This window comes from Methylomonas albis (genome assembly GCF_014850955.1).
GTDB lineage: Bacteria > Pseudomonadota > Gammaproteobacteria > Methylococcales > Methylomonadaceae > Methylomonas > Methylomonas albis.
On sequence record NZ_JACXSS010000001.1, the window covers coordinates 844,316 to 871,033 of the forward strand.

The 26,718-nt window shown below is 48.7% G+C and carries 27 protein-coding genes; 23 read left to right on the top strand and 4 right to left on the bottom strand.

Going from position 1 to position 26,718, the window contains the following annotated elements:
• The first annotated feature begins 102 nt into the window (after positions 1 to 102).
• The 14 genes from EBA_RS04070 to EBA_RS04135 all read left to right on the top strand — a co-directional run bounded on the left by EBA_RS04070 (position 103) and on the right by EBA_RS04135 (position 14,509).
• Entirely contained in the window at positions 103 to 804 is a 702-nt protein-coding gene (locus EBA_RS04070; RefSeq protein WP_192373471.1) for an acylneuraminate cytidylyltransferase family protein, read from the top strand.
• On the top strand, positions 801 to 1,781 hold the full coding sequence (locus EBA_RS04075; protein ID WP_192373472.1) for an NAD-dependent 4,6-dehydratase LegB: 981 nt from the start codon (positions 801 to 803) through the stop codon (positions 1,779 to 1,781). The genes EBA_RS04070 and EBA_RS04075 overlap by 4 nt, the downstream gene beginning before the upstream one ends.
• Positions 1,774 to 2,913, top strand: coding sequence for a LegC family aminotransferase (locus EBA_RS04080; protein ID WP_192373473.1), 1,140 nt, complete (start codon positions 1,774 to 1,776; stop codon positions 2,911 to 2,913). The genes EBA_RS04075 and EBA_RS04080 overlap by 8 nt, the downstream gene beginning before the upstream one ends.
• Entirely contained in the window at positions 2,910 to 4,091 is a 1,182-nt protein-coding gene (gene neuC / locus EBA_RS04085) for a UDP-N-acetylglucosamine 2-epimerase (protein ID WP_225615897.1), read from the top strand. Before EBA_RS04080 ends, neuC begins: the two co-directional genes overlap by 4 nt.
• The gene (gene neuB, locus EBA_RS04090; RefSeq protein WP_192373474.1) at positions 4,088 to 5,155 is read left to right on the top strand and encodes an N-acetylneuraminate synthase; all 1,068 of its coding nucleotides are present in this window, start codon (positions 4,088 to 4,090) and stop codon (positions 5,153 to 5,155) included. Before neuC ends, neuB begins: the two co-directional genes overlap by 4 nt.
• Entirely contained in the window at positions 5,152 to 5,799 is a 648-nt protein-coding gene (locus EBA_RS04095; protein ID WP_192373475.1) for an acetyltransferase, read from the top strand. Before neuB ends, EBA_RS04095 begins: the two co-directional genes overlap by 4 nt.
• 3 nt (positions 5,800 to 5,802) lie before the next feature.
• Entirely contained in the window at positions 5,803 to 6,855 is a 1,053-nt protein-coding gene (locus EBA_RS04100; protein WP_192373476.1) for a nucleotidyltransferase family protein, read from the top strand.
• A 128-nt stretch (positions 6,856 to 6,983) separates the two neighbouring features.
• Complete coding sequence (locus EBA_RS04105) at positions 6,984 to 7,832, top strand: flagellin domain-containing protein (RefSeq protein WP_192373477.1); 849 nt, start codon at positions 6,984 to 6,986, stop codon at positions 7,830 to 7,832.
• Between the two features lie 63 nt (positions 7,833 to 7,895).
• A complete protein-coding gene (locus tag EBA_RS04110; RefSeq protein ID WP_192373478.1) occupies positions 7,896 to 8,333 on the top strand; it encodes a flagellar protein FlaG in 438 nt (145 codons plus the stop codon).
• 27 nt (positions 8,334 to 8,360) lie between these two features.
• Entirely contained in the window at positions 8,361 to 9,758 is a 1,398-nt protein-coding gene (fliD, locus tag EBA_RS04115) for a flagellar filament capping protein FliD (protein ID WP_192373479.1), read from the top strand.
• Positions 9,759 to 9,773: 15 nt separating this feature from the next.
• The gene (gene fliS, locus EBA_RS04120) at positions 9,774 to 10,160 is read left to right on the top strand and encodes a flagellar export chaperone FliS (protein WP_192373480.1); all 387 of its coding nucleotides are present in this window, start codon (positions 9,774 to 9,776) and stop codon (positions 10,158 to 10,160) included.
• Positions 10,160 to 10,495, top strand: a complete 336-nt coding sequence (locus tag EBA_RS04125; protein WP_192373481.1) for a hypothetical protein — start codon at positions 10,160 to 10,162, stop codon at positions 10,493 to 10,495. Before fliS ends, EBA_RS04125 begins: the two co-directional genes overlap by 1 nt.
• 548 nt (positions 10,496 to 11,043) lie before the next feature.
• The gene (locus tag EBA_RS04130; protein WP_192373482.1) at positions 11,044 to 11,901 is read left to right on the top strand and encodes a flagellin N-terminal helical domain-containing protein; all 858 of its coding nucleotides are present in this window, start codon (positions 11,044 to 11,046) and stop codon (positions 11,899 to 11,901) included.
• Positions 11,902 to 12,013: 112 nt separating this feature from the next.
• Entirely contained in the window at positions 12,014 to 14,509 is a 2,496-nt protein-coding gene (locus EBA_RS04135) for a motility associated factor glycosyltransferase family protein (RefSeq protein WP_192373483.1), read from the top strand.
• A gap of 43 nt (positions 14,510 to 14,552) precedes the next feature.
• On the opposite strand, the gene EBA_RS04140 is transcribed toward EBA_RS04135, so the two are convergent.
• Entirely contained in the window at positions 14,553 to 15,350 is a 798-nt protein-coding gene (locus EBA_RS04140; RefSeq protein ID WP_192373484.1) for a cytochrome C assembly family protein, read from the bottom strand.
• 126 nt (positions 15,351 to 15,476) lie between these two features.
• Between EBA_RS04140 and ffh the strand changes: the two genes are divergently transcribed.
• The 9 genes from ffh to EBA_RS04185 all read left to right on the top strand — a co-directional run bounded on the left by ffh (position 15,477) and on the right by EBA_RS04185 (position 21,579).
• Complete coding sequence (ffh, locus tag EBA_RS04145; protein ID WP_192373485.1) at positions 15,477 to 16,832, top strand: signal recognition particle protein; 1,356 nt, start codon at positions 15,477 to 15,479, stop codon at positions 16,830 to 16,832.
• A gap of 88 nt (positions 16,833 to 16,920) precedes the next feature.
• On the top strand, positions 16,921 to 17,172 hold the full coding sequence (rpsP, locus tag EBA_RS04150) for a 30S ribosomal protein S16 (protein WP_192373486.1): 252 nt from the start codon (positions 16,921 to 16,923) through the stop codon (positions 17,170 to 17,172).
• Between the two features lie 25 nt (positions 17,173 to 17,197).
• Positions 17,198 to 17,689 (top strand): ribosome maturation factor RimM, encoded by a 492-nt coding sequence (gene rimM / locus EBA_RS04155; protein WP_225615900.1) that lies wholly within the window; start codon positions 17,198 to 17,200, stop codon positions 17,687 to 17,689.
• A gap of 8 nt (positions 17,690 to 17,697) precedes the next feature.
• Positions 17,698 to 18,438: a tRNA (guanosine(37)-N1)-methyltransferase TrmD gene (gene trmD / locus EBA_RS04160; protein WP_192373488.1), complete on the top strand. Its 741-nt coding sequence runs from the start codon at positions 17,698 to 17,700 to the stop codon at positions 18,436 to 18,438.
• Between the two features lie 14 nt (positions 18,439 to 18,452).
• The gene (rplS, locus tag EBA_RS04165) at positions 18,453 to 18,800 is read left to right on the top strand and encodes a 50S ribosomal protein L19 (protein ID WP_192373489.1); all 348 of its coding nucleotides are present in this window, start codon (positions 18,453 to 18,455) and stop codon (positions 18,798 to 18,800) included.
• Between the two features lie 95 nt (positions 18,801 to 18,895).
• Positions 18,896 to 19,402 (top strand): methylated-DNA--[protein]-cysteine S-methyltransferase, encoded by a 507-nt coding sequence (locus tag EBA_RS04170; protein ID WP_192373490.1) that lies wholly within the window; start codon positions 18,896 to 18,898, stop codon positions 19,400 to 19,402.
• The gene (gene xerD / locus EBA_RS04175) at positions 19,399 to 20,283 is read left to right on the top strand and encodes a site-specific tyrosine recombinase XerD (protein WP_192373491.1); all 885 of its coding nucleotides are present in this window, start codon (positions 19,399 to 19,401) and stop codon (positions 20,281 to 20,283) included. Before EBA_RS04170 ends, xerD begins: the two co-directional genes overlap by 4 nt.
• Before the next feature lie 2 nt (positions 20,284 to 20,285).
• Positions 20,286 to 21,059, top strand: coding sequence for an acyl-ACP--UDP-N-acetylglucosamine O-acyltransferase (lpxA, locus tag EBA_RS04180; protein WP_192373492.1), 774 nt, complete (start codon positions 20,286 to 20,288; stop codon positions 21,057 to 21,059).
• Positions 21,060 to 21,156: 97 nt separating this feature from the next.
• Entirely contained in the window at positions 21,157 to 21,579 is a 423-nt protein-coding gene (locus tag EBA_RS04185) for a response regulator transcription factor (RefSeq protein ID WP_192373493.1), read from the top strand.
• Here EBA_RS04185 and EBA_RS04190 read toward each other — a convergent pair.
• From EBA_RS04190 to EBA_RS04200, 3 genes are read right to left on the bottom strand one after another with little or no spacing between them, the layout of a single operon-like run.
• Entirely contained in the window at positions 21,576 to 23,732 is a 2,157-nt protein-coding gene (locus EBA_RS04190) for a TonB-dependent receptor plug domain-containing protein (protein WP_192373494.1), read from the bottom strand. The genes EBA_RS04185 and EBA_RS04190 overlap by 4 nt on opposite strands.
• A gap of 8 nt (positions 23,733 to 23,740) precedes the next feature.
• Entirely contained in the window at positions 23,741 to 26,101 is a 2,361-nt protein-coding gene (locus EBA_RS04195; RefSeq protein WP_192373495.1) for an EAL domain-containing protein, read from the bottom strand.
• Positions 26,094 to 26,675, bottom strand: coding sequence for a YfiR family protein (locus EBA_RS04200; RefSeq protein ID WP_192373496.1), 582 nt, complete (start codon positions 26,673 to 26,675; stop codon positions 26,094 to 26,096). Before EBA_RS04200 ends, EBA_RS04195 begins: the two co-directional genes overlap by 8 nt.
• Positions 26,676 to 26,718: the final 43 nt, after the last annotated feature.

Sequence of the window (26,718 nt, forward strand, 5' to 3'; positions counted from 1 at the left end):
AAATCCAATTTTGATGGAGCCGGATGTGGCGCCGCAGGCTAAAGCAGATAAGTCTATCCTTGTATGGAATTTTAGTTTTCCTGGACAAATTAAAACACGACAATGCAAATTAACACACTCATCGTTATTCCTGCGCGTAGTGGTTCAAAGGGGGTGGCCGACAAAAATATCAAGTTGCTTGGCGATAAGCCACTACTATCTTGGACTGCCACGGCCGTATCGGAAGCGAATTTATCCGATTGCCTAGCCATTCTATCGACCGATTCCGCAAATTATGCAGACGTAGCCGAGCGAATAGGTTTGTCGGCGCCGTTCTTGCGACCGGCAGATTTTTCCACGGATACTGCTTCCGCTATTCAAGTGGCAGAGCACGCTCTCGACTGGTTTCTACACACCTACGGTTACCTTCCCGATTGGCTGATGTGGTTGCAACCCACTTCGCCATTTCGTTCCCCGACTATAATTCGTCAGGCTTGGTCGATTCTAAAGTCAGGACAAGCGGAAGCCGTGGTGGGTTGCAAGGAAATTCACCGCGATTTGACTACGCTGTTTCGAGTTGAGAGCGGCTTTATGCAACCTTTGGATAGCGATAAACCAACCCAGACATCGCGTCAGCAGAGCCAGCCATTGCTGACACCAAACGGCGCTATGTACTTATGCAAGACCGATTACTTGCTGGAACACAAATCGTTTTATCCGCCAAAAACGGTGCCGCTGGTGACGAATGCGATCCAAAGTCTGGACATAGATACCGAAGAAGATTGGGCCATTGCTGAGGCGTACATTAAACAAGGACTGGTATGAATAAGGTTTTAGTCACCGGCGCCGACGGTTTTATCGGCTCGCATCTGGTGGAAATGCTCGCGGCGCGCGGTTTTCAGGTGCGGGCGCTGGCGCAATATAATTCGTTTAATTCCTGGGGTTGGCTGGAGGATGCCACCTGCAAAGACGATATTGAAGTGGTCAGCGGCGATGTGCGCGATCCGCAGTTTTGCCGGCTTGCCTGCCGCGATATTGATACGGTGTTTCATCTGGCGGCGCTGATCGCGATTCCGTATTCCTATCAAGCGCCGGATAGCTATGTCGATACCAACATTCGCGGTACATTAAATATCTGCCAGGCGGCTCGGGACAATGGCGTTAAACGCCTGATTCATACTTCAACCAGCGAGGTATACGGCACCGCGCAATACGTGCCTATCGATGAAAAGCATCCGTTGCAACCGCAATCGCCCTACAGTGCTTCGAAAATTGCCGCCGATGCGATGGCGATGAGTTTTTTCAATGCGTTCAATTTGCCTGTCACTATCGCACGGCCTTTCAATACTTATGGTCCCCGACAGTCGGCGCGCGCCGTGATTCCCACCATCATCACCCAGATTGCCGCCGGTAAAAAACAGATTCAACTGGGCGACGTTTCGCCGACGCGTGATTTCAATTATGTGGAAGATACCTGCCGGGGTTTTATCGCCCTGGCCGAAGCGGCGCAAGCCATCGGCGAAACGGTGAATATCGGTTCCAACTTTGAAATTTCTGTCGGCGACACGCTAAACCTGATTAAAAACATCATGGCCAGCGATGTGGAGTTTTTGGTGGATGAACAAAGGCTACGTCCGGAAAAGTCCGAAGTGAACCGCTTGTGGTGCGACAACAGCAAGATCAAGCAATTGACCGGTTTTGCCCCGCAAGTGACTTTGGAGGAAGGTTTGCGTCGCACCGTGGCCTGGTTCGGCAATGCGGACAATCTGAAACGATATAAAGCGGATATTTACAATGTTTGATCGTTTCGTCGACTTTGTACGGGAGATTTACCAGACCGACACCTTCATCCCCTTGCATGAACCACGCTTCGCCGGCAATGAAAAACAGTATCTGCTGGATGTAATTGATAGCACCTTCGTCTCCAGCGTCGGCCCCTATGTCAGCGAGTTCGAAACTAAGATTGGCGAATATACCGGTGCCAAGCACGCGGTGGCGACTGTCAATGGCACGGCCGCCTTGCACATCGCCCTGTTGCTCGCTGGTGTTGAGCCGGGCGACGAAGTGATTACTCAAGCCGTGACTTTCGTTGCTACCTGCAATGCGATTCATTACTGCGGCGCGGAGCCGGTGTTTGTGGATATTGATGCGGCGACGCTGGGTTTGTCGCCGACCGCCCTAAGCAATTTTCTGGAATGCTACGGCGAACGCCGTGATGGCGGTATATATAACAAAAGCAGCGGTAAGCGCATCGCGGCTTGTCTACCGATGCATACCTTCGGCCATCCGTGTGAGTTGACCGGGTTGTTAAAGGTATGTGATGGCCATGGCATACCGTTGGTCGAAGACGCGGCTGAGGCCTTGGGCAGTCGACTCAACGGTCAGCATTGCGGCACTTTCGGCAAGCTGGGTGTGCTAAGTTTTAATGGTAACAAAATCATCACCACCGGCGGCGGCGGTATGATTTTGACCGACGACGAGGATCTGGCGCGCCGAGCCAAGCATCTGACGACCACTGCCAAAATGCCGCATGCCTGGAAATTCGCACACGATCAAATCGGCTACAACTACCGCATGCCGAACCTGAACGCCGCATTGGGTCTGGCCCAACTGGAACAATTGCCGAGTTTTGTCGAATGCAAACGCGCATTGGCCGAGCGCTATCGGGACTGGGCGCAAGCCAACGGTGCGCACATTTTCGCGGAACCGACCAGTGCTCAATCCAATTATTGGCTGAATGCCTTATTGCTGGACGACATGCAGCAGCGTGACGCCTTCCTGGAATACAGCAATGCCCAGGGGGTGATGACTCGACCGCTATGGGAACTGATGCCGGATTTGCCGATGTACCAACATTGCCAACGTGATAGCTTGGCTCAATCGCGCTATCTCGCGGATCGGCTGGTCAACGTGCCCAGCAGCGTGGTTTTATGATGGTCGCCACACCACGCAAAATCTGTGTCGTCACTGGCTCCAGAGCCGAGTACGGTTTGTTGTACTGGCTGTTGAAGGAAATTCAAACCGATCCGGATTTGGAATTGCAGCTGATAGTGACCGGCATGCACTTGTCGCCAGAGTTCGGTTTGACCTGGCAGCAAATCGCTGCTGACGGCTTCACGATCAACCGCAAGGTGGAAATGCTGCTATCGTCGGATACGCCGGTGGGCATCAGTAAGGCAATGGGTTTGGGCTTGATCGGTTTCGCCGATGCCTTAGACGATTTACAACCGGACATCGTCGTTGTGCTGGGTGATCGCTTCGAAATATTCGCGGCGGCGCAGGCAGCAATGAACTTGCGCCTCCCCATCGCACATATCCACGGCGGCGAACTTACCGAAGGCGCGGTCGACGATGCCATTCGCCACGCTATTACCAAAATGGCTCATCTACATTTCACCTCAACCGAGGTGTATCGGCAGCGGGTGATTCAGCTCGGTGAGCAGCCTGATCGCGTGTTCAATGTCGGTGCGCCGGGACTGGACAGCGTTTATAAGTTGCCATTGCTGGATAAAACTGAGCTGGAACAAGCGCTGGATTTCAAGTTTGGGACACGTAACCTGTTGGTCACCTTTCATCCGGTGACTTTGGAAGCGGCGACGGCGGCTGAGCAGTTTGCCCAGCTGCTGCGGGCTTTGGATGAGTTCGACGATGTTCATATCATATTCACCCATGCCAACGCCGATGCCGACGGCAGGGTTATCGCCAGCATGATAGATGAGTATCGGCAACGCCATCCCAGCCGAGTAAGCAGCTATGTGTCCCTGGGTTCTTTGCGCTATTTGTCAACCTTGCAGCAGGTTGATGCGGTCGTCGGCAATTCGTCCAGCGGCATCATAGAAGCGCCGGCTTTTCATGTCGCCACCGTGAATATTGGCGACCGCCAGCGTGGAAGAATTTGCGCGGATAGCGTATTGCATTGTGAGCCGCAGGCCGATGCGATCCGCGCTGCCTTGCTCACGGTATTTTCTGAGGAATTTTCCGACACCTTGGCGCAGGTTGAAAATCCCTACGGACGAGGCGGTGCATCGTTGAAGATCAAAGAGTTACTGAAACAGACGCCGATAAATGGGCTGCTGAAGAAGCGTTTTTTCGATTTAGAGGTGCTTGAATGAGTGTGTTCATTATTGCCGAGGCGGGTGTCAACCATAACGGCAGTTTGCAATCCGCCATGCAATTGGTAGATGCCGCAGTCGCGGCGGGTGCTGATGCCGTGAAGTTCCAGACCTTCAAAGCCGAAAAACTGGTCACCCAGTCCGCGAGTAAGGCCGACTATCAAAAACACACGACAGGCGCCGCCGAAAGCCAATTGGACATGTTGCGCAAGCTGGAGCTGAAATACGAGTTTCATTTTCAGTTACGTGACTATTGCCAAAGCCTAGGTATCGAGTTTCTTTCGACCGCATTTGATTTCGATAGTCTGGCGTTTTTGGTGGACGAACTCGGTCTATGCAAACTGAAAATTCCGTCGGGCGAGATTACCAACGGGCCTTTTTTACTGGCCCATGCCCAAACCGGCAAGGACATCATTGTCTCCACCGGCATGGCCACGCTAGGTGAGGTGGAGGCCGCGCTGGGGGTTTTGGCGTTTGGCTTGTTGGGTGGGGGGCAACCGTATCCGGCGGCATTTCAGCAAGCATATAGTTCGGAAACGGGGCAAGCGGTTTTACATGAAAAAATCACCTTGCTGCATTGCACCAGCGAGTACCCGACGCCGCTGAAGGATGTGAATTTGCGGGCAATGGATGTGTTGCAGCAGGCTTTTTGCCTGCCGGTCGGTTATTCGGATCACACCGAAGGGCTGGTCGTGCCGATTGCCGCTGTGGCGCGGGGCGCAGTATTGATCGAAAAACATTTTACCTTGGATCGCAGTCAACAAGGTCCGGATCACCAAGTGTCACTGGAACCCGCTGAATTAAAGCAAATGGTGCGGGATATTCGCGCTGTCGAACAGGCGCTTGGCCGTCCCGGCAAGATGCCACAAGCCGTGGAATTAGAAAATCGCACGGTCGCCCGCAAAAGTTTGGTGGCGAATAGTTCGATAGCAGCCGGTGAAGCTTTTAGCGCCGAAAATTTGACGACCAAGCGGCCTGGAACCGGCCTGAGTCCGATGGAATATTGGCGATTGCTTGGTCAAACCAGTCGCCGTGGTTACGACGTGGATGACTTGATCGAATGAGTAAGCCGGTCATTTTGCTGGGAAGTGGCGGACATGCGCGGGTACTGCTCGACATGTTACGGCGGTTGGAGATTGAGATATTGGGCATCGCCGATCCTCACCGATTGCCCGGAAGCGAGCATTTCGGGGTCAGGATATTGGGCGATGACTCGGCAATACGAGCTTATGCAACGGATGGTATCGCGTTAGTCAACGGCATAGGCTCTCTGCCAGGCGACGCCGACTTACGGGCAACCTTGTATCAACGATGTGTGGCGCAAGGTTATCGGTTTCAAACGGTAGTCGATCCCCGCGCGTTTGCTGCGGGCGATGTGCAACTGGCTGAGGGCGTACAGGTTATGGCGGGTGTCATTATTCAGGCAGGCACAAAAATTGCTGAAAACTGCATAGTCAATAGCGGGGCGATTGTCGAGCACGATTGTTGCGTTGGCCGCGATGTACACATCGCGCCCGGTGCGGTGTTGAGTGGCGGGGTGGAATTGGGCGACAAGGTGCACATCGGCACCGGCGCCACCATCATTCAAGGCATACGTATCGGTTCCGGCAGTGTGGTGGGCGCGGGCAGCGTGGTGACGCGCGATGTCGGTTGCAAGCAGATTGTCTATCCGCCGCGTTCGCACATACAGGATTTGCAACAGGATTGATAAATGAAACAACATTGGCAGCAGGTATTGATTCGTCCGGAAGCGACGTTGCGAGCGACTATCGAGGTGATAGACCGTGCTGCATTGCAGATTGCTTTGGTCGTGGACGACCAAGAAAAATTGCTGGGTGTGGTGACGGATGGCGATATTCGCCGGGCTTTGATCCGTGGGTTGTCTTTGGATCGTCCGGTTTTTGAGGTGATGAATAAGCGGCCGAAAGTTGCCGCATTAAATGACAGCAAGACCCAATTGATTGCCATGATGGAGGGTCATCACCTCTACCAATTGCCGGTTGTCGATGAACAAGGCAGGGTGGTGCGGCTGGAGTCGCTGCAGGCGCTGTATAAACAGCCGGCATTCCCCAATCCGGTGTTTTTGATGGCAGGTGGATTCGGTACGCGGTTGCGGCCTTATACGGACGAATGCCCCAAGCCGCTGTTAGAAATCGGCGGCAAGCCGATTCTGGAAACCATCATTGAGAATTTCGTTAAATCAGGATTTCGACAGTTTTATATAGCCGTGCATTACCGAGCGCAGCAAATCAAAGACTACTTTGGTGATGGCGGGCGTTGGGGAATTAAGATCGACTATATCGATGAGACCGAGCCTATGGGGACGGCTGGGGCTATCGGTTTAATGCCGGACAATTTGCCGGACGTGCCGTTAATTGTGATGAATGGCGATATTCTGACCCAGATCGACTTTTCCAGGCTGCTGGCGTATCACAACGAACAACAAGCTATCGCCACCTTATGCGTACGCCAGTACGAGTACCAAATTCCTTACGGCGTGGTGACTCTGGAACAGCAACGCGTCATTGGTATAGAAGAAAAGCCGCTGCAAAGCTGTTTGGCCAACGCGGGAATTTATGTACTGGATCACAGTTTGATCGACTGCATCGCGGCTCAGAAAAAGCTGGATATGCCGACTTTATTGAACCAGCAAGTGGCTCGAGGCGAGATGGTATCTATGTTTCCTGTCAACGACTACTGGCTGGACATTGGCCGTGAAGCCGATTTTTTAAGGGCGCAGGGCGAATTCGCCCAATATTTCTGAATGAGAGGGTTAAAGTTCTGCAAACCCGGGCCGATAAATTATTCGAGTTTGAAACAAATCTTTTTTAATTCAACACAACACAAAATTTTCGAAGCGTTGAATGTTTTCGAAATTTGGAGGGTAACATCATGGCAATGGTAATCAACACAAACGTCGGATCGTTGAATAGTCAACGTTTTCTGAATAAAACTAACGACTCGCTGTCTACCTCAATGGAGCGGTTGTCTTCCGGTTTGAGAATTAACTCAGCGAAGGACGACGCGGCAGGTTTGGCGATCAGTGACAAAATGACATCGCAAATCCGTGGCATGACCGTGGCGGTTAGGAACGCTAACGACGGTATCTCGATGGCGCAGACGGCAGAGTCTGGTATGGGGGCGATAACCGACACGCTGCAACGGATGCGTGATCTTGGTGTTCAAGCTGCCAACAGGGCCGCAGTGAGTGGTACAGACAGAGACAAACTGCAAACCGAGTTTAAACAGCTGGGGCTGGAGATAAAAAGGATTATTCAGAACACTGAGTTTAACGGTAAAAAAATTCTGAACGGTTCGCTGGCTGGTGCTAATTTTCAAGTAGGTGCCAATACTACGACCGACAACCAAGTTTCTGTTACTGTTTCAGACTTGGTAAAGGTTAACAGTCTTAGCGCGCTATTTGGTACAGGTTATTCGATAGGGTCCGCTGCGGGTTCCGCCAAAGTTAGATCGGCGATATCGGCTATTGATAGTGCGATTAAAAAGATCGATACTTTCAGATCTACTTTGGGTGCGATTCAAAACCGGTTTACTACTTCGGTTGCTAACTTGCAGTCTTCGATAGAAAATCAAAGTGCTGCTAGATCACGTATCTTGGATACCGATTTTGCAACTGAGACTTCCAATTTGAGTAAAACGCAAATTTTGCAACAAGCTGGTACAGCAATGTTGGCGCAGGCTAATCAGTCCGGTCAGTCCGTGTTGAGTTTGCTAAGGTAGTTTTGATAGGGAGGTTGCGGACCGTAACCTCCCATTTAATACGAAAAGCATAAGGTGAATGTCATGAACAGTGAGATTTCAAATGTGTTAAAGCTATCTCCCGTGACTGTTGCTAAAGCCGATAAGCAAACGGATGAAAAATCATTTGCGGGTGCCAAAGCCGACGCTGAAAAGCGTAGCCTCGGTATTTCCGCTTTGCAAAGTGCTGCGACTGTGTCCTCTTCAGTTTCGAACCAAGAGCAGGACAAACAGAATGAAGCCAAGCCTTCTTTCGATTCGGTGAAAAAAGCTGCGGATAAAGGAAATTCGCTGCTTCAATCAGTTAACCGCAATCTCCAATTCAAAGTAGACGATTCAACCAAGGAATTAGTGGTGAAAGTTGTCGATAGTGAAACTGGCGATGTTGTGCGGCAAATTCCCTCGGAAGAAATGCTGGCGTTTATCAGAAGAATGCAGGAGTTGGATGGCCAACAAGGCTCGATGATTCAGGATCGTGCGTAGTAAAGTTAGTCGGGTGAGGAGTGTGTCATGAGCATAGTTTCGTCAACAGGTATCGGTAGCGGTATTGATATTGGCACCCTAGTTACGCAATTAGTGTCGGCTGAAGGTCAGCCGGCATTTAATGCTATTCAACGACAAGAAGATGCCGCAAATACTCGATTGAGCGGGATCGGCAGCTTGAAAAGTGCGTTGTCGGATTTTCAGACTGTTGTAAATAAACTCAAAGATGGGAATCTGTTCAAAACGCATAAAGCCACATCTACCGACGAATCCATTTTAAAGGTTACTGCCGGCACAGGCTCAGTTGCGGGTTCTTATGCTCTGGAAGTTACGCAATTAGCGAAGGCACAAAAATCTATTTCCGGGGAGTTTGCAAGTTCGACAGCCACGGTGGGTACGGGGTCTTTGACTATTGCGACGACGGCGGGGACTTCATTTGATGTAGCTGTCACCTCTAGCAATAACACGTTAACCGGCATACGTGATGCTATCAACAATGCGTCGGGTAACACCACCGTTAGTGCAAGTATCGTCAATGTCGATAACTCTACCGGTACCGGTACAGTTTCCAAGTTGGTCCTCACAGCCAAAAACTCCGGGTTAGCAAACGCATTTACCGTTACGGGTAGCGACGACGATGGAAACACCGCCGACACGGCCGGATTATCACAGATTTTTTCCACTAATTTGAGTGCTCAGGCAGCGGCTGCCGACGCTATTATCAAAGTTGATGGCCAAACAGCGACGCGCAGCACCAATTCTATAACCGACGTTGTACAAGGTCTGACCTTAGATTTGAAATCTGCTCAAGTTGGTACAAAGGTGAATGTCGATGTTAGTTTGGATAACGAGGCTGTCAATAAAACTTTGACGAGTTTTGTAACTGCTTACAATAAACTGCATACAACCGCCAAAGACTTAGGTAAATACGGTGGTGGTACCGGTGGTAGCAGCTCAGGAAATGGTGCGCTAATTGGCGATGCCACCCTGCGCTATGTGGCTTCTCAAGTCAGGCAGGACTCCGCAAATCCGGTTTCTTCGGCAACCGGAAGCTACAATTCATTAGCCATGATAGGCGTGAAAATAGATAAAGACGGCGTGATGTCATTGGATAGCACGCAACTTAACACCGCACTGAGCGCCAGTTTGCAGTCTGTAAGCGACGTATTTTCGTCGACCGATGGTGTGGCGACTCGGCTTTACTCAAAATTGGATAATTTTTTGCAATCCGGTGGACCTTTGGATAGTCAGCAAACATCGCTGAAAAAACAATTGACTACCTTAGGAGATCGCAGGGCCGACGTGCAGGTTAGATTAGATAATCTGCAAAAGACATTGCAAAAGCAATTTACGGCAATGGACGTTTCAGTCGGCAAATTTAAATCAACCGGTTCTTTCTTAAGTAACTGGATCAGCAAACTGTAATAAAGAGGTTTTCCCATGTACGTTGATGCTCATAGAAAAGGCGCTAGACAATATGCTGAGGTTCATACCTCCAGCAATTTTGGCGAGGAATCTCCTCATCGCTTGATACAAATGTTGATGGAAGGATTTTTGGCGCGAATCAATTCTGCTAAAGGTGCAATTACGCATGGCGATATGGAAGCGAAAAGTATCTATATCTCCAAGGCAATTGGCATAGTGGGGGGGTTAAATGAAGTGCTGGACATAGAGCAGGGAGGAGAAATTGCCGTCAATCTTCGTCAACTTTACGATTACATCAATTTTCGATTGTTACAGGCAAGTAGTGAAAACAGCGAAGACATATTGAATGAAGTAACCGTGTTGATGAAAGACGTTAAAGAAGCTTGGGATGCGATTGCCTGATGTCTGTTGATCTCCATGATCCGGATTTGGTGAAATGTCAGCAGCAGTTGCAATGTTTTGCTGACAATATCCAAGGTTGTCTGTTAAAAGCCGAATGGGAGCGTTTGGCTGATATTTTGGATGAGAGACAAGTTTATTTAGAACGGTTTTTTGCGAGCGCCGCGTCCTTATCCGAGCATAAAAAACTGCTTATCAAGCAATTAGCTCAGTCGATGCTTGAGCAAGACGCTGTTTTTATTTCTTATATAGAAGAACAAAAAATGTGCTCGGCTACCCAGCAATCGGTATTGGATCGTGGTCGCAAGGCAGTGCAGGCTTATAACAGTTATTCATAAGTCAGCCAGTTAAGGTTTTCCCCGTATTTTTCAAGTCATCACTTTACAATTCGCTCTTCAGCGATTTATTGCCCTCAAAGTTTACTGATTGCTGCTATAGCGGCAATGAAATGCCGCCTTCATTCCTCTTTTATGTACATAGCAGGCAACCACTTGTCGGCGATTTAGCGCACGGTTGTTCTCGGTATTGTCGTAACCCTTTTATGCACTAAAATAGCTACTTTCAAATTACGTGAGGTTTGGTTATATCATTGATTTTAATGGTATATATTTTTGTTTTTAGCTGTGTGATATTTGACGTGGTGGCTAGACACTGGTTTTCAAACGTAATAGTCAAAAAAATGTCGTTCTAATTGTTCCAAGTCTAGTTAAACAGCAAAACGGGTATTGATCAGGTGTGTTTCAGTCGTAAATGATGACATTAAGAGGGTTTAAATTTATTAATTATTGAATTTAAAAGGGATTTTTATGTATTGGCATGAAAAGTGATTGATGTTTAGTGGCGGCAATAATGCCTATTCCATTTAGTATCAACCGGGAGAACGATCATGCCATCATCAATGGTCATCAATACAAATATTGCTTCATTGAATAGCCAGAAGTTTCTGGCGCGGACTAATGATAGTCTGCAAATGTCGATGGAGCGTTTATCGTCAGGCTTGAGAGTCAATAGTGCTAAGGATGACGCTGCCGGTCTAGCGATTGCTGATCGGATGACGTCGCAAATTCGCGGTATGACCGTTGCCATGCGCAATGCCAATGACGGTATCTCAATGGCGCAAACTGCTGAAGCAGGGATGGGGACTATCACTGAAACTTTGCAGAGAATGCGCGACCTGGCCGTACAAGCAGCTAACAGAGCAGCGGTAAGCGGCAGCGACAGAGATAAGCTGCAGGCTGAATTCAAACAATTGGGAGCTGAAGTTAAAAGGATTATTCAAAATACCGAGTTTAACGGTAAAAAAATCTTAAATGGCTCGTTAATAGGTGCAAATTTTCAAGTGGGCGCGAATACGGCTGCAGATAACCAAGTTTCTGTTACGGTTTCAGACTTGATCAAAGTCACCAGCCTAAGTGCGCTTTTTGGCACAGCAGGTTATTCTATTGGGTCGGGAGCGGCTTCTACAAAAGTCCGTTCAGCAATATCTGCCATCGATACCGCTATAAAACGAATAGATACGTTCCGCTCGAATTTAGGTGCGATACAAAATCGATTTATAACCACTATCTCTAACTTGCAGTCCTCAATCGAAAACCAAAGCTCAGCACGTTCGCGAATTATGGATGCCGATTTCGCTTCCGAAACAGCAAACTTAAGTCGCAGTCAGATTTTGCAGCAAGCGGGTACGGCGATGTTAGCTCAAGCTAATCAAGCAACCCAAGGTGTTTTGAAATTATTACAATAGGTGTCGAGCGCTTTATCGTTGCTTATTGCTTTGATATGACGATGTCAGTCGGTGGGATTGCTAAGCTGTCATTTGAAATGGTGATCCGTAAAATTTAAATAAGGCACGGCAAATGGTTGACGAACTTGGTCGAGTGGCACATTACGATTTAGGGCCTATAAGCGTAAATAACTTTGGCGAAAAATACTTTTTCAATCTAAATAGAAACAGTTTCGATAAAGTTAGTGCCGATGCGCTGTTTGATGCGAAGTACGGTAAGGATCTGTTTAGTGAAGATGCGCTTAATGTGATTATCGGCACGGACTCTGGTCTATTGCCAGCTTATTTGCAAAGCAAACCGTTGCCTAAAGGTACGCGCTATATCTTCATTGAGCCGGAAGCTGTGCTGCAGGCTTTAAAAAACAGCCAATTGCTTGATGGCTTGGATGAGAAGATTCTTTGTATCAGTTTAGAGCAATGGCCGGAGGCTATTAAAAGCTTCAAAATAAACGATTATCTTTATATCAATGCAGTACGATCCTACAACGCGATTTGTGCGCAAGATGATCATATAAATGAGTATGCGGAGTTGAGTTGGTATATCACGGAAGTGCTATCGCAACTGCATTGGCAAATTAGTGTTGAGCTGGGCAGCGAGGCGTTCATTGCCAAGCAGATTATTAATTTGGCCGATAATGGAAGGCCGGCAAAATTACTGGAAAAAGCCTTTACCGATAAGACCGTGTTACTGCTGGCCGGTGGCCCGTCGCTGGACGAAGTTTTGCCATGGCTTAAGTTGCATCGCGAGGAGGTTGTAGTTTTTGCAGTTTCCAGGATTTCAAGACAATTATTACAAGCCAATATTGAGCCTGATTTTGTGTTTTCGGTGGATCCGACTGAGTTGAGCTTTGATATTAGCAAGGAAATGCTGGAGTTCAGCAATAAACCCATTTTTGTTTATTCCTATCACACTGTCCCGACTTTAGTGAATCAATGGCAGGGTCTTAGACTTTATCTTGGTCAGCGACTACCTTGGCCGTCTCCGCTTAACGTTGCGAATATTGGAAGTGCGGGGCCGACCGTAACTAATACTGCTTTAAGTGTGGCGTATCATTTCGGGTTCAAAAGAATCGTGCTCGCTGGTGTGGACTTGTGCTTTACCAGGGAGGGCTTTACTCATGCCTCCGGTAGCGACGAACAATTGGCCGGACCGCGCTTTAATTTGACATCGCTGCAAGTAGAGACAAATGCCGGTTTTATGGCACCCACTAGTTGCGATTTTGCTCAAGCCATCCTCTCGCTAAGTTTTCAGGCAAAACACTTGACCGACATGGGGTGTCGGATTTTCAACATTTCCGGCAGCTCCGCCAAAGTCAGCAATATAGAGTATTTGCCTATATCAGAAATAGAGTTTCGAGATGGCGCCGTTAATGTGGCGAAAATTATAGCCGAGCGGGTCAGCGAGCCTGCTGAAAACGATAAATATCATAAAAAAATTCTTGACGAGTTGAGGCGTGCTCAATTTCAGATAACAGGAATTGCCCGTCTGGCGGAAAACGCCCGCCGTATAAACGATGAGATGTATAGCGCTGATGGGGTCATTGAAAACTATAAAGATAAAAAAAAACTCGATCAGATCGAGAAGAAGTTTAAGCGCGAACATAGGCATTACAGCAAGCTCGTAAAGAGTTTTGGTATCAGAAGTTTTATTAATTTGACCAAGCCATTTAACGACGAAGAATGGAGTGCGGAGGAAGCTAAGCAGCTTGGCAACGTTTTCTACGACGCCTATCATGAGGGCACAACAAAGTTGATGCGCTTGTTGGGCGATGCAGTCGAAAGAGTCGAAGCCAGACAGCAGGAGTATGCGGATACACCAAATTTTGGTTTGGTAGTTGAGCAATATCGAAAGGATAGAAGTTTCGGGCGTGTGAGATTGTGGAAGGCTGTTGCTACTAAGATACCAGCAGATATCCAGACTGAGTTCGCCGAGTTTGAAAAACGCTTCGTAGAGATTGTTCATGATAAAAATACGCGGCATTTTGCCAAGGCCAAAAGTCATGGAAATCTTTCAAGTCTTAAGCAAAGGGCGGGCTTGCTGTTCAAGCATAAAAAAGCCGAAGAATTGAGTGATTTGCTGGCGAGTTTGGACAAGCACCAGGATCAGCAGGCGGTTGAGCCGTATCGGCAATTGATTGCCGGTTACGCGGCTGAGTTGCAACACAAATCAGCTCAGGCCCTGGAGGCGTATCGACAAATTGTTGACGGTGGTGGTGTGTTGGTCGAGCAGGCTTTGATAAGAATCGCGGATATTGGTGTTGATAGCGATGATATTCATACGGCGAATCTAGCGTTAGAGTGCTTGTCGCAGTTGAATCCCTTATATTTGCCCTTGTATGCGGAAATGCAGCGGTTGCATGGCGATGTGCTGGTAGCGATTGATGCCTACAATAACTACATAGGTCAATTCCCTCAAGATACTTTGGTGCAAATCAAGTTGGCTAACTTGTACGCGGAGCAAGGAGTTTACGACGCGGCAGGGATGATGTTGGATTATATATTGGCCCAAAAACCCGGCCTTGAAGCTGCGGTCACTATGAAGGCGGCGATAGTTTCGGCCGGCTTTTAGCTTCGGATAATTGTATTGCCGAACTTGAGGCTGCTTTAATAGGTCAAACTTTTTTCAATATCAGCTCTAACACCATTTTGCTGCCAAAATAGGCCAGTAGTAGCGAAGTAAAACCGATTAGTGTCCACTGAATCGCGCTTTGGCCGCGCCATCCATAGCGAATCCTGCCAACCAGTAGCGCAGAAAAAATTATCCAGGCCAGGATTGACAGTACGGTTTTATGAACCAAGTGCTGTGCAAACAAATCCTCAACGAAAAAGAAGCCGGTGACCAAGGACGCAGTCAAAAACAGCAATCCCGTTGCAATCATTTGAAACAACAGCGATTCCATGGCCTGCAAAGGCGGTAAAGCTAGCATAAAGCGCTTGGGGTGGTGATGGCGTAACTGTTGATCCTGAACCGCCAATAAAATGGCTTGTAAGGCGGCGATATTGAGCAGGCTGAATGCCAAAATCGATGTCAAGATATGAATGCTCATTTGCCAGTTGTGATTGATCAGCAGGTGTGGTGTTGCCGGGTAACTCATATCCAAAATCAGCGTCGCTGCAGCGACTGGGAAAATCAATACGCCTAATTTCGCTACTGGTTTGTCCAATGTGGCAACTAGTAGTAAAACGCATATAACCAGCCCTGCCAGCGATGCAGTGCTGAAAAAGCTGAAGTTAAATCCCTCGTGGTTTTGCACGTTCAAGATGGTGTAGGCGCTATGCAGGGCGGCGCCCAGCCAAGCCAGTTGCATAGATATACGATGCTGCTTGGCGCCAAAAATTTCTTTGACGATCAATAGCGTGGCGATCACGTAGCTCAATATCGTAAATAGACCGACAGATGTGGTGTACATGGCGATGGTAGGGGAATAATCAAAAGGTGTTGCGATACTGTTATGTTAAACTAAGCCGACCAATTGTTGTAATCCGTTTGTGTTGGCAGACATTCGCCGGAACCATAAAAAAATAAAGACGCAGATATGTTTGATAATTTATCCGATCGCCTGAGTGGCACGCTAAAAAAAATTAAAGGCCAAGGTCGTCTGACCGAGAGCAACATCCAGGACACCATGCGCGAAGTGCGAATGGCTTTGCTGGAAGCCGATGTCGCTTTGCCAGTGGTTACCGATTTTGTTGATCAGGTGACACGGCGCGCGTTGGGTCAGGAGGTGCAGACCAGTTTGACTCCCGGGCAAGCACTGATCAAGGTGGTGCAGTCGGAATTGGTCAAGGTGATGGGTTCTGCTAACGAAGAGCTCAATTTGCGTACCAATCCGCCTGCAATCGTACTGATGGCAGGCCTGCAAGGTGCCGGTAAAACCACCACAGTGGCAAAATTAGGTCGCCACCTGAAAGAAAAGAAAAAGAAGAAGGTCGGGGTGGTTAGTGTTGACGTTTATCGCCCTGCAGCGATTAAGCAGTTAGAGACATTGGCCGCTGATGTTGGCTTGAAGTTTTTCGAAAGCGATGCCAGCGAAAATCCGGTTGACATAGTTAACAGAGCAATAGATGCGGCAAAGCGTCAGTTTCTGGATGTGGTTATCGTCGACACCGCCGGTCGTTTGCATGTCGACGACGAGATGATGGCGGAGATCAAGGCTTTGCACGCAGCGATCAACCCGATCGAGACTTTGTTTGTGGTCGATAGTATGACCGGCCAAGATGCTGCGAATACCGCCAAGGCTTTTCACGATGCCTTGCCGTTGACCGGCGTGATTCTGACCAAGGCCGATGGCGATGCGCGTGGCGGCGCGGCGCTGTCCATCAGGCATATTACCGGCAAGCCGATCAAGTTTATCGGTGTCGGCGAAAAAACCGATGCCTTGGAACCTTTCTACCCTGATCGTCTGGCCTCGCGTATTCTGGGTATGGGCGATATGCTGTCGTTAATCGAGGATATCGAACAAAATGTCGACAAGAAAAAGGCCGAGCAACTAGCCAAGAAGCTGCAAAAAGGCAAAAGCTTTGATTTGAACGACCTGAAGGAACAGTTGGAACAAATGCAGAATATGGGTGGGCTCGGCGCAATGATGGATAAGTTGCCGGGTATGGGGGGGGTGCCCAAAGATATTAAAGATAAGGTCAACGATAAGGATCTGGCGCATCAAATTGCCGTGATCAATTCGATGACCAAGCAGGAAAGGCGTTTTCCGGATCTAATCAAAGGGGGTCGCAAACAGCGGATCGCCGATGGTTGCGGCCTGGATTTGCAGGCTGTAAATCGTGTTTTGAAGCAGCATCAAATGATGGAAAAAATGATGAAAAAGTTCAGTAAGGGCAATATTGCGAACATGATGCGCGGTCTGAAAAGCAATATGCGCGGCATGAGAATGTGATTGTCGTAATTTGTCCTTCACTTATTGTGAAAATCGCGTAGAATAGTTTGATTAAGTTTTTTGATTCAATGTTTTTTAAGGTATCCAAATGGTAAGCATTCGTTTGTCCAGAGGCGGCGCTAAGAATCGTCCTTTCTATCATGTTGTTGTTACAGACAGCAGAAGCAGTCGCGATGGTCGCTACATTGAGCGCGTAGGTTTCTTCAATCCTCTAGCTCGCGGTGGTGAGCAGAGATTAGTTTTGGACAGCGAACGCGTCCAGTATTGGAAAACCAATGGTGCTCAACCGACTGATCGCGTTGCCAAATTAATTAAAGACGCTGATAAAGCAGCCGCTTAGTTTAGTTTTGCCAGCAGGGGATTTTTTGGACGTCGGTCAAGTGTCCGGCGTTTTCGGTGTAAAAGGATGGGTAAAAGTCTACTCATATACCGATCCTCGCGAAAATATATTGCAATATTCTCCTTGGTTTTTGCGAAAAAACGGCCTGCTTCGGGAAGTCAAATTGCTTGCTGGTCGTCGTCAAGGCAGTTTGGTGGTTGCAGAGTTACAAGGCGTTAGAGACAGAGACCATGCAGCTGAATTGATGGGGGCGGAAATCCTGATCAGCAAGCAGCAACTACCTAAAGCGAGTGACGGTGAATATTACTGGGCCGATCTTATTGGTCTTGAAGTAATTAATCAAGAAGGTTGCAAATTAGGCAAGGTCGATTCTCTGCTGGAGACTGGCGCTAATGATGTGTTGGTGGTAGTCGACGGCGAGTTAGAGCGCCTAATCCCGTTCCTGCAGCAGAGTACAATCTTAAAAATCGATCTTGACGATGGGATTATTGTCGTTGATTGGGATCCTGATTTTTAATTGAAGGTATGCGTTTCGATGTGATCAGCCTCTTTCCGGAGATGGTATCCGATGCTGCTAGTTACGGGGTAACTGGGAGAGCAATTGAGCGGGGCTTGGTTGGATTGTCGGTTTGGAATCCGAGGGATTACGCGCACGATAAGCATCGGACTGTGGATGACAGGCCTTATGGCGGTGGCCCTGGTATGGTGATGAAATGTCAGCCTTTGCTTGATGCTGTAAGCGCGGCCAAGCAGCATACGGGTCTGCCAAATAGTAAAGTTGTTTGTTTGAGTCCTCAGGGGCGATTGATTAGCCAGGATTTGTTGCAAGAAGCCAGTCGCTATGACCAATTAGTTCTCGTGACCGGCCGTTATGAAGGCATAGATGAACGTTTTATCCAGGGTGCCTGTGATGAAGAGTGGTCGCTGGGAGATTATGTAATCAGCGGTGGCGAACTCGCAGCCTTGATAGTAATCGATGCGGTTACTAGGTTAATTCCTGGAGTGCTTGGTGATGAGGAATCCGCTAAACAAGATTCGCATGTTGATGGCTTGTTGGATTGTCCGCACTATACCCGGCCCGAACGCAGCGAATTTGGTGATGTTCCGGATGTTTTACTCGGTGGCAATCATGCAGACATCAAGCGATGGCGTATGAAACAATCGTTGGGGCGGACTTGGTTGAGGCGGCCGGATATGCTTGAAAAAGTAACATTAAGCGCAGAGCAGGATGCTTTGTTGAAAGAATTTAGAACTGAAGTTGTTTAATTTAGGGTGTGGTTATGAGTAAAATTATTGAAGAATTGGAAGCTGAACAGCTGAAAAAAGATGTGCCGGAATTCGGACCGGGCGATACCGTTGTGGTGCAAGTAAGAGTTACCGAGGGGACTCGCGAAAGATTGCAGGCTTTTGAAGGTGTCGTGATTGCCAAACGTAATCGCGGACTGAATTCTGCATTTACCGTCAGAAAAATTTCACATGGCGTTGGTGTTGAGCGTGTTTTCCAAACCCATAGCCCATCGGTTGGCAGTATCGAAGTAAAACGTCGCGGTGACGTTCGTCGCGCTAAACTTTACTACCTGCGCGATTTGGCTGGTAAAGCTGCACGTATCAAAGAGAAACTTTCTTAATACGCGGCAATTTGATTCGTTCATATCGAATCAGTAAACAAAAAAAGGTGGCCTGCTTAGCTGCCTTTTTTTTTGCCGACAGTAAGTGAGGAGCCATGCCTTTACATATCGTTTGGCAAGCTGTTACGGATGGGGAAGAGTCAATACTCTCTGTACCATTGCTAGGTGCAGAATTGAAATTGACCATGGTCGGTGAAATCATTACGGATGCTTCCTGGCATGTTGGTTGCCAATTAACTAATGTCTTGTCGCCTCAAGCCGCCCGAGTGCAAAGCTATCTGCTAAACCCCTTGCGAACTGAGCTGCATGTCACCTTGCTAAGCCACGGTAGTGCTTATGCTAACGCTGTCTGGAGCGCGCTATTGGCGATTCCCATCGGTCGAGTAGAAACATACTCGGGATTGGCAGAGAAGTTGGGTTCCGGACCTAGGGCAATAGCTCGGGCTTGCCGCAACAACCCCTATGCGGGGATTATCCCGTGCCATCGCGTAGTGGCAAAGAACGGCATCGGCGGTTTTATGGGGCAGGCTGATGGTGAGTTTGTCGCGCTTAAACGCCGTTTGCTTGAGCACGAACGTGGTCTGGAATTGACCGTCGAATGAATTCGGCGCAGATCATAGAGTCTTTCTTAAACGCGTTGTGGCTGGAATTCGGCTTAAGCGACAATACGCTATCGGCTTACGGTAGCGACCTCAAATTGTTTGCAAAGTGGTTGAAGGATAAGGATATAGCGGCTGTTGACGAAACTACGATCAAGGGCTTTTTGGCTAACCGTCAGCAGCAAGGCATAACAAGCCGCTCGTCGGCCAGAATAGTCTCCTGTTTACGGCGTTTTTACGGTTATCTGCTGCGCGAGGGTAAAATCAACGTTGATCCTACCCAGTTGATAGATGCACCACAGCTTGGCCGCACTTTGCCGGATTCATTGTCAGAAACCGACGTCGAATTGCTGCTGAACGCGCCGGAAATTACCGATAAGTTAGGCTTCAGGGATAGGACGATGCTCGAAATGCTTTACGCTACCGGGTTGCGGGTGTCGGAGTTAGTCGAACTTAAATTCGGAGAAATCAATTTCCGACAGGGTTGTGTGCGTATCATCGGCAAAGGCGATAAAGAGCGGCTGGTGCCGGTGGGAGAAGAAGCCATGGATTGGGCCGAACGCTATCTGAATACTGCCAGAAAAGGAATCTTGGGCAATCGGCAAAGCGATTATCTGTTTGTTACCGCACGGGGTACGTGTATGACCAGGCAAGCTTTTTGGCATATTATCAAGCGCTACGCCGCACTGGCAGGTATCGATAAGCATTTGTCGCCGCATACCTTGCGGCACGCGTTCGCCACGCATTTGCTGAATCACGGCGCCGATCTTCGGGTTGTACAGCTACTGCTCGGTCATTCTGATTTATCGACCACCCAGATTTATACGCATATTGCCCAACAGCGCTTGAAAGCATTACATACTGAACATCATCCAAGAGGCTAACCATGACTGCACTGATTCACCCCACCGCTTTTATCGAAATCGACGCCATGCTGGGAGAAAATGTCAGCGTTGGGCCGTTTGCAGTGATAGAGGCGGGGGCAGTGATAGGCGCGAACAGTCAAATAGGCGCGCATGCTGTAGTGCATGCGCATGTCAAAATGGGCGACGGTAATGTTTTACATCCGCACTCGGTACTGGGCGGATTGCCGCAAGACTTGGGTTTTGATGCGCAAACCGAGTCGTGGCTGGAGATTGGCGACAACAATGTATTTCGCGAAGGTTTTACCGCGCATAGAGCCACTGTGGTTGGTAGTTCTACAAAGATCGGTTCCGGTTGCTACTTCATGAATAACAGTCATGTTGCCCATGATTGCTCAGTCGGCGACAAAACCATTTTTGCCAATAATGTGGCGATTGGTGGGCATGTAGAGGTTGGCAATAATGTTTTTATGGGCGGAGCGGTAGTCGTTCATCAATTTTGCCGGATTGGGTCTTATGCTATCGTTCAAGGCACAACCGGGATAAATATGGACGTGATTCCATTTATGCTGATCGGGGGGCGTCCCGCGAAACACTATCGACTTAACATCGTCGGATTAAGACGAGCTGGTATAGTAGGCGAAAGTTACAAAGTGCTCTCAGCCGCGTTCAGATTGTTAAAAAATAAAAAAAGCCTTGAAGAATTGCAATCTACGGAAGAGCTGCAATACTTAAGGAGTTGGCTAGCAGTCGATTCTAAACGTGGATTGCATGGATTTATCGATGTTACCAACTGAATTTAACAGTAAGGGGCAATGCCGTTTAGGAATGTAGTAAATGAGTTCTGAAGACGAAAGTTGCAAGCCAGACAGCTAACAGACAGCAAGATTTATCATGAAAATTCAAGTAATCGACAACATCGGTCAAATCCAGCCAATGATGCAGATGGCACAAGCAGATATTGCTTTTTATTCTGATGAGATCCAGGCCCTTAATGCTGCTGAACAGCTTCAACCCAATATGATTTTGCTGAATTTTGCATTGCGTGGGAGTCAGACTGCGGATTATACCAATTTGTTATTAGCGGCTAGTCCGATGAGCAATATCGTTATCATCGGCGATGACTTACATGAGGAGCAAATTCTGCAATGCGTGTTGGCTGGTGCCAAGGGCTATCAAAATAGTCTGTCGCTGGCGGCTTATATCAATAGAATGATCCACGCAGTCTCTGCCGGCGAAGCTTGGTTGAGCCGTAAAATCGTTACCTATGTTCTGGATGCCCTTCATCAGAATTATTCGCTGCAACCAATTGACTAAAAGTGTAACCCTGCTTCGAAATAGAAAGTTTGTCCGGCGATGGGTAGATTATATGGATAGCTGGATGTAGCCGGTTCCTTACCATGGTTATCTAGCAGGTTACGAGCCGATGCGGTCAAATCCAGATAGCCCATCAGTTTTTTAGCGTTTAAAGTCAAATCGATTGTTTCATAATCTTTTAAAACTCGCGTATCTTCCGGGCTGCTAAGGCGGTGACCTATCCAGTTGATTTGGGTTTGAATCTGCCATTTCGGCATAAAGTTCCAGGCGAGTGCGGTGTAAACATGATGTTCAGGGACGTTGCTAACCCTGGTGTGAGTCGATTCGTTTCGGGCAAACTGCCACGCATAGTTACCACGCAGATTCCAATCGGCGTGAAATTTCCAATCCCATTCAAACTCGCTGCCATAGCCGTCCTGACCTGACGTATTTCTTTCGGTCAGCGTGCCGGCGCCCGAAATCGGGCCGCTAATCAAATCCTTGACCTCATAATGATATAAATTCAGCGCTGTTCTCAGAACTTTCGTGGGACGATAGTCGAATGCCAGTTCGGTGGTCGAGATGGTTTCCGGGCGCAAGGTAGGATTGCCGAGAAACAGTGGGCTATTTTGCTGATATTGCTCCAGAAAGCTTGGGGCTCGGTATGCTTGGCCATACAGCAATTTTCCGGTTAGCTGTGGATTAATGTCCCAAACCAGCGCGGCGCGCGGGTTCCAGGTGCTGCCAAAGTCGGAGTAATGGTCGAAACGTAGGCCGGTGGTTAAATGCCAGTCTTGGGCAAGCTGCCATTCGTCTTGGATTGCCGTTGACCATATGTCTCTATGGTGATCTCCTATCAGTGTTAATGGCGTACCGGTAACGTCTTGCAGGCCGCCCGCTAGATTTATGCCATTTGCTGAGAGGTTGGCGCTATCAATCACGCCGGCACCATAATTACGCACTTCCTGAGTATTTAATTCTTCGTATCGGAATCCCGTGATCACGCGAATTAGATGATCAGAAAAGCCCTTGTAAATACTGGTTAACTCAAAGTTGGGGACGGTGTTTTTGAAGCCGCCTATGAACCGCAATCCCTCCGGAAACATCACTAAGCCTCTGGTCGCCGCCAGTTGATCGGTGACGTTGCCGTCCGCGCCGATTGGTAATATCGTACCGGCCGGGAAACCGTAAATGTTGGCGGAGACGTCAGTATGTAAGAAGCTGGCATGGGCTTGCAATTCCCAGTTCTCCAGATCATCTTCGGTCGAATAACGCACATCCGCCAGATAGTTGGAGCCATTACCCTTGCCGTTGTTATCCAGCGCGCCGTAAGCGCCGGAACGAAACCCGTAATTGGATTCGTTGAAGGCCCAAAAGCCCAAATCCCAGTGTTTGCGCTGCAAATTGAGATGGCCGTTCCAGCGTTCGTTTTGGGTTTGCATGGGGCCGGGTGCGAGTGAAATATTCGTGCCCAGCACTTGATCGACTTTGGTTTGCGCGTCAGCGGCGATGATTCGGTCAGGATCGATACCATTGTGGCTGTATTGCAGGCTACTAGCCACATCCCAGCCTTGCCATTTGCCGCCATACTGGCCCCAAGCGCTTTTAGTGTCGGCGTTGCCGCCACGCGCGCCAACCGTGGTGCCATCAATATCTGCAGCCTTTTTGGTGACGATATTAATCACACCGGCGAAAGCGTCGGCGCCGTAAAGCGCCGAGCCCGGTCCGCGGATCACCTCGACGCGTTGAATGTTTTCGACAGGGATGATCATTCCCGCCATGTGGGTGCCCTGATAAGGCACCGAAAAACGCGTGCCATTGAGCATGAGTAATACTTCTGCATTGGTTTCGTTACGAATGCCGCGCATGGTGTAACTATAATCATTAGTGACCGGTTGGATGGTGACGTGCATGCCGGGTACGGTTTCCAGCACTTCGTGCAGATCGGTAGCGCCCATCGTGGCAATTTGATCGGCGGTGATGACGCTGGTCACTGCCGCCGATTGCGATACCGGCTTGGCCGTGCCTGAGGCAATACTGACCGAAATATCGGCTAATTCCGCTGGCGATAGATCCAAAAAGTCGTTTACGGTTTGTTCGGCATATGCCTGCTGGCCAAGTAGGCTGAGGACTAGAGAGTGTTTGAAAAGCCGTTTCTTTACTGTTTTCAACATAGTAATTCTCATAATTCCCGCAGGGGTACCGGTTTAGCAATGCCGTAGCCTTGCGCGTAATTCACACCCAAGGTTTGTAGTAGATCGAAAATCTTTTGCGTCTCCACAAATTCGGCGATGGTCTTTTTGCCCATCACATGGGCGACCTCGTTAATCGCTTTAACCATAGTCAAATCCACACGATCGTCCAGTATGTCCTTTACAAACAGCCCGTCTATTTTTAAATAATCGACTGGTAGATTCTTCAGATAAGCAAATGACGACAGGCCGCTGCCGAAATCGTCCAGGGAAAAAGAGCAGCCTTTTTGACGTAGCGAATCGATAAATTGCCGGGCATAAGAAAGATTGCTAATGGCGGCAGTTTCGGTAATTTCGAAACAAATTTTATGAGTCGGTATCTGCCATTTGCGGAATTGTTCATCGATAAACCCCAGCATGGCTTGGTCCGACAACGATAAGCCGGACAGATTTACCGAGCACATTTCCAAACGATCCAGGAAGCCGGGCGTAGTCGCCAAATACTCGAACAAGCGTGAGATTACCCAGCGGTCTAAAGGTGAAGCCATGTTGTAGCGTTCCGCGGCGGGTAGAAAGGCGCCGGGTGGAATCACTTTGCCTTGGTCGTCTCGGTAACGGATCAAAGTTTCAAAATGCAGGCCGCCGCGATCAGCAGCAATAGGCACAATCAATTGGCCGAATAGCTGGAAGCGGTCTTTTTCGATTCCAATACGGATTTTCTCGACCCATTGCATTTCGCCTTGGCGCAACGTGAGCTCTTCGTCGTCAGGACTAAATATATGTACCCGATTGCGGCCTTTTTCCTTGGCAGCGTAACAGGCGGCATCAGCTTCCTTCAATACATCTACAGCATTGCCGCAGGCGCGATTGATCGGGGCGATACCAATGCTAACCCCGATATTGAAACTACGGTTTTCCCAGGCAAATTGGAAATCGCATACCGCATTGCGCAGCTTTTCGCCGGTGATAATGGCTTGTTCCAGCGAACAATAGGACATTAGGATGCCAAATTCGTCACCGCCCAGTCTAGCCAATATGTCCATTCTACGCACTTGCTGGCGGAGCACCTCGCCGAGTTGCCTTAGCAACTCATCGCCCGCCAGATGGCCGCAGGTATCGTTCACGATTTTGAATTGATCCAAATCCAAATAGCACAATACGTGGTAGCTATCGTTGGCTTGTGCTTCCAGTACCAAATTTTGAATATGAATATCGAACTGGCGGCGGTTGACCAGACCGGTCAATTCATCGTGGCTGGCCTGGTAGGCGATTTTTTCCGACAGGCGCCGTGTTTCGGTAATGTCCTCGCAAACTAATAAAAGGTGAGGGCGATTGTTTTCGTCCTTGACCAGGCGCGCGGTTTCCCTAGCCCAGATGATATTGCCGTTACGGCAAATGATGCGGCTTTCCAGCTTATGGACTTGCTCGGGATGATTGCGGCAGATTTGGAAGAACTGATTGCAGTTACTGATGTCTTCGGGATGGGCAAAATTGAATATAGAGCAGCCTTGCAGTTCCTCAACACCTAAACCCAATTGTCTGGCGCCAAAGCGATTTACCGAGATGATTTGCCCTTGCAAATCCAGGTTAAAGACCATGGTTGGGTTGTTGTCGTACAAGGCCTGGAAATTATTTTTAACGCTAACCAAGGCCTTGTTTTGAATCTCGACGGTATCCAGCATATCGTTGAAGGCATCGACCAAAATGCCCATTTCATCATTGCTGTGCTTGGCTGCACGTAAGGAATAATCGTGTTCTTGACTGACTTTTTGCGCGGTTTTAGCCAGTTGGGCGATGGGTTTGGCAACCCGATTTAATAAGGGTGCGGTTAGTAAAAAAGTAATAAACAAAGCCACAAACAACACAATTAGTACGACGCCGACAAACTGTAATTCGCGCCAGAAAGCGGCACTCAGATCGGAGGACAGAAAAATGGCGCCGACAATTTCATCGTCCAGGCGCATGGGTTGATAAACGTAGAGACTGAGCTTATCGAAATGGTTGTGCAGGCCATGTGAGGCAGCCGGACAAGGGGCGGATTGCTTGTCCAGTGAGGTAAATAGCTGACCCTTTTTGGTGTAGACGCAAGCACTGCGCAAATCGGGCAGGTTATTCAAGGAGACCAGGTTTTCCTTGGCCAAATTGGTGTCGTCGAACATCACTGCGGCGACACTTCGATTGGCGATCAAACTGGCCACAGCCATTAAGTCGCTCTGAGCTTTGTGCTTCACTTCGGTGACATTAACCGTCACTAAAATCACCAAAGCCAGCAGCATGGAAAACAGGCTGGAGGTAATAGCGATGGTAAATAATTTACCTTTGATCGATAGCCGGGAGAAGAGTCTACTCATGCTCGGCCCCCTCCACCAGTGTGGCAACTTCGATGAGTTTGGCGCTGACATTAAAACCGCTTTGCTTCAAAGCCTTGAGGTTAATGTGCAGTTTGACTTTGCCATCGTCCAGCGCAAACCCGATCATCCCGCCGGATTCGGCAAAAAACGGCTCACTGCTGACGGTCAATGATTTTTTCAAGGAACCGACCAGTAACACACCCGGTAAGGCAAGATCCGCGCGCTGCTCGGGGTTGTCAAAATAGACGATATCGCAATCCTTAACCTGCTTAGGGGCGTCGAACTTGAACAAACGGATTGGCTTGTCCTGAACGGTTTTACTCTCCAGCGGACTCAGTAAACTACCGAAGGGGTCGCGGCCGATGATGCAGATATTAAAGGTCGGGCTGGTTTTTTCCGGCCAAGTGATGAATTTGGTGAAGTTATATAAATAAGCTGCCTTGACTTTGTATTCCAGGTTCAGTTCGTCAGCCTGTGATGACTGGCTGACGCAGCAGCATAGGATTACCCACTTTACAAGCTCGACGGCACGCCGCAACAACAATGCGTCATCAGTGGAAAAGACGGAAACCAAGGTTATTCCCTACCGGATAAAATCATCAGGCAAGGATAGTTGA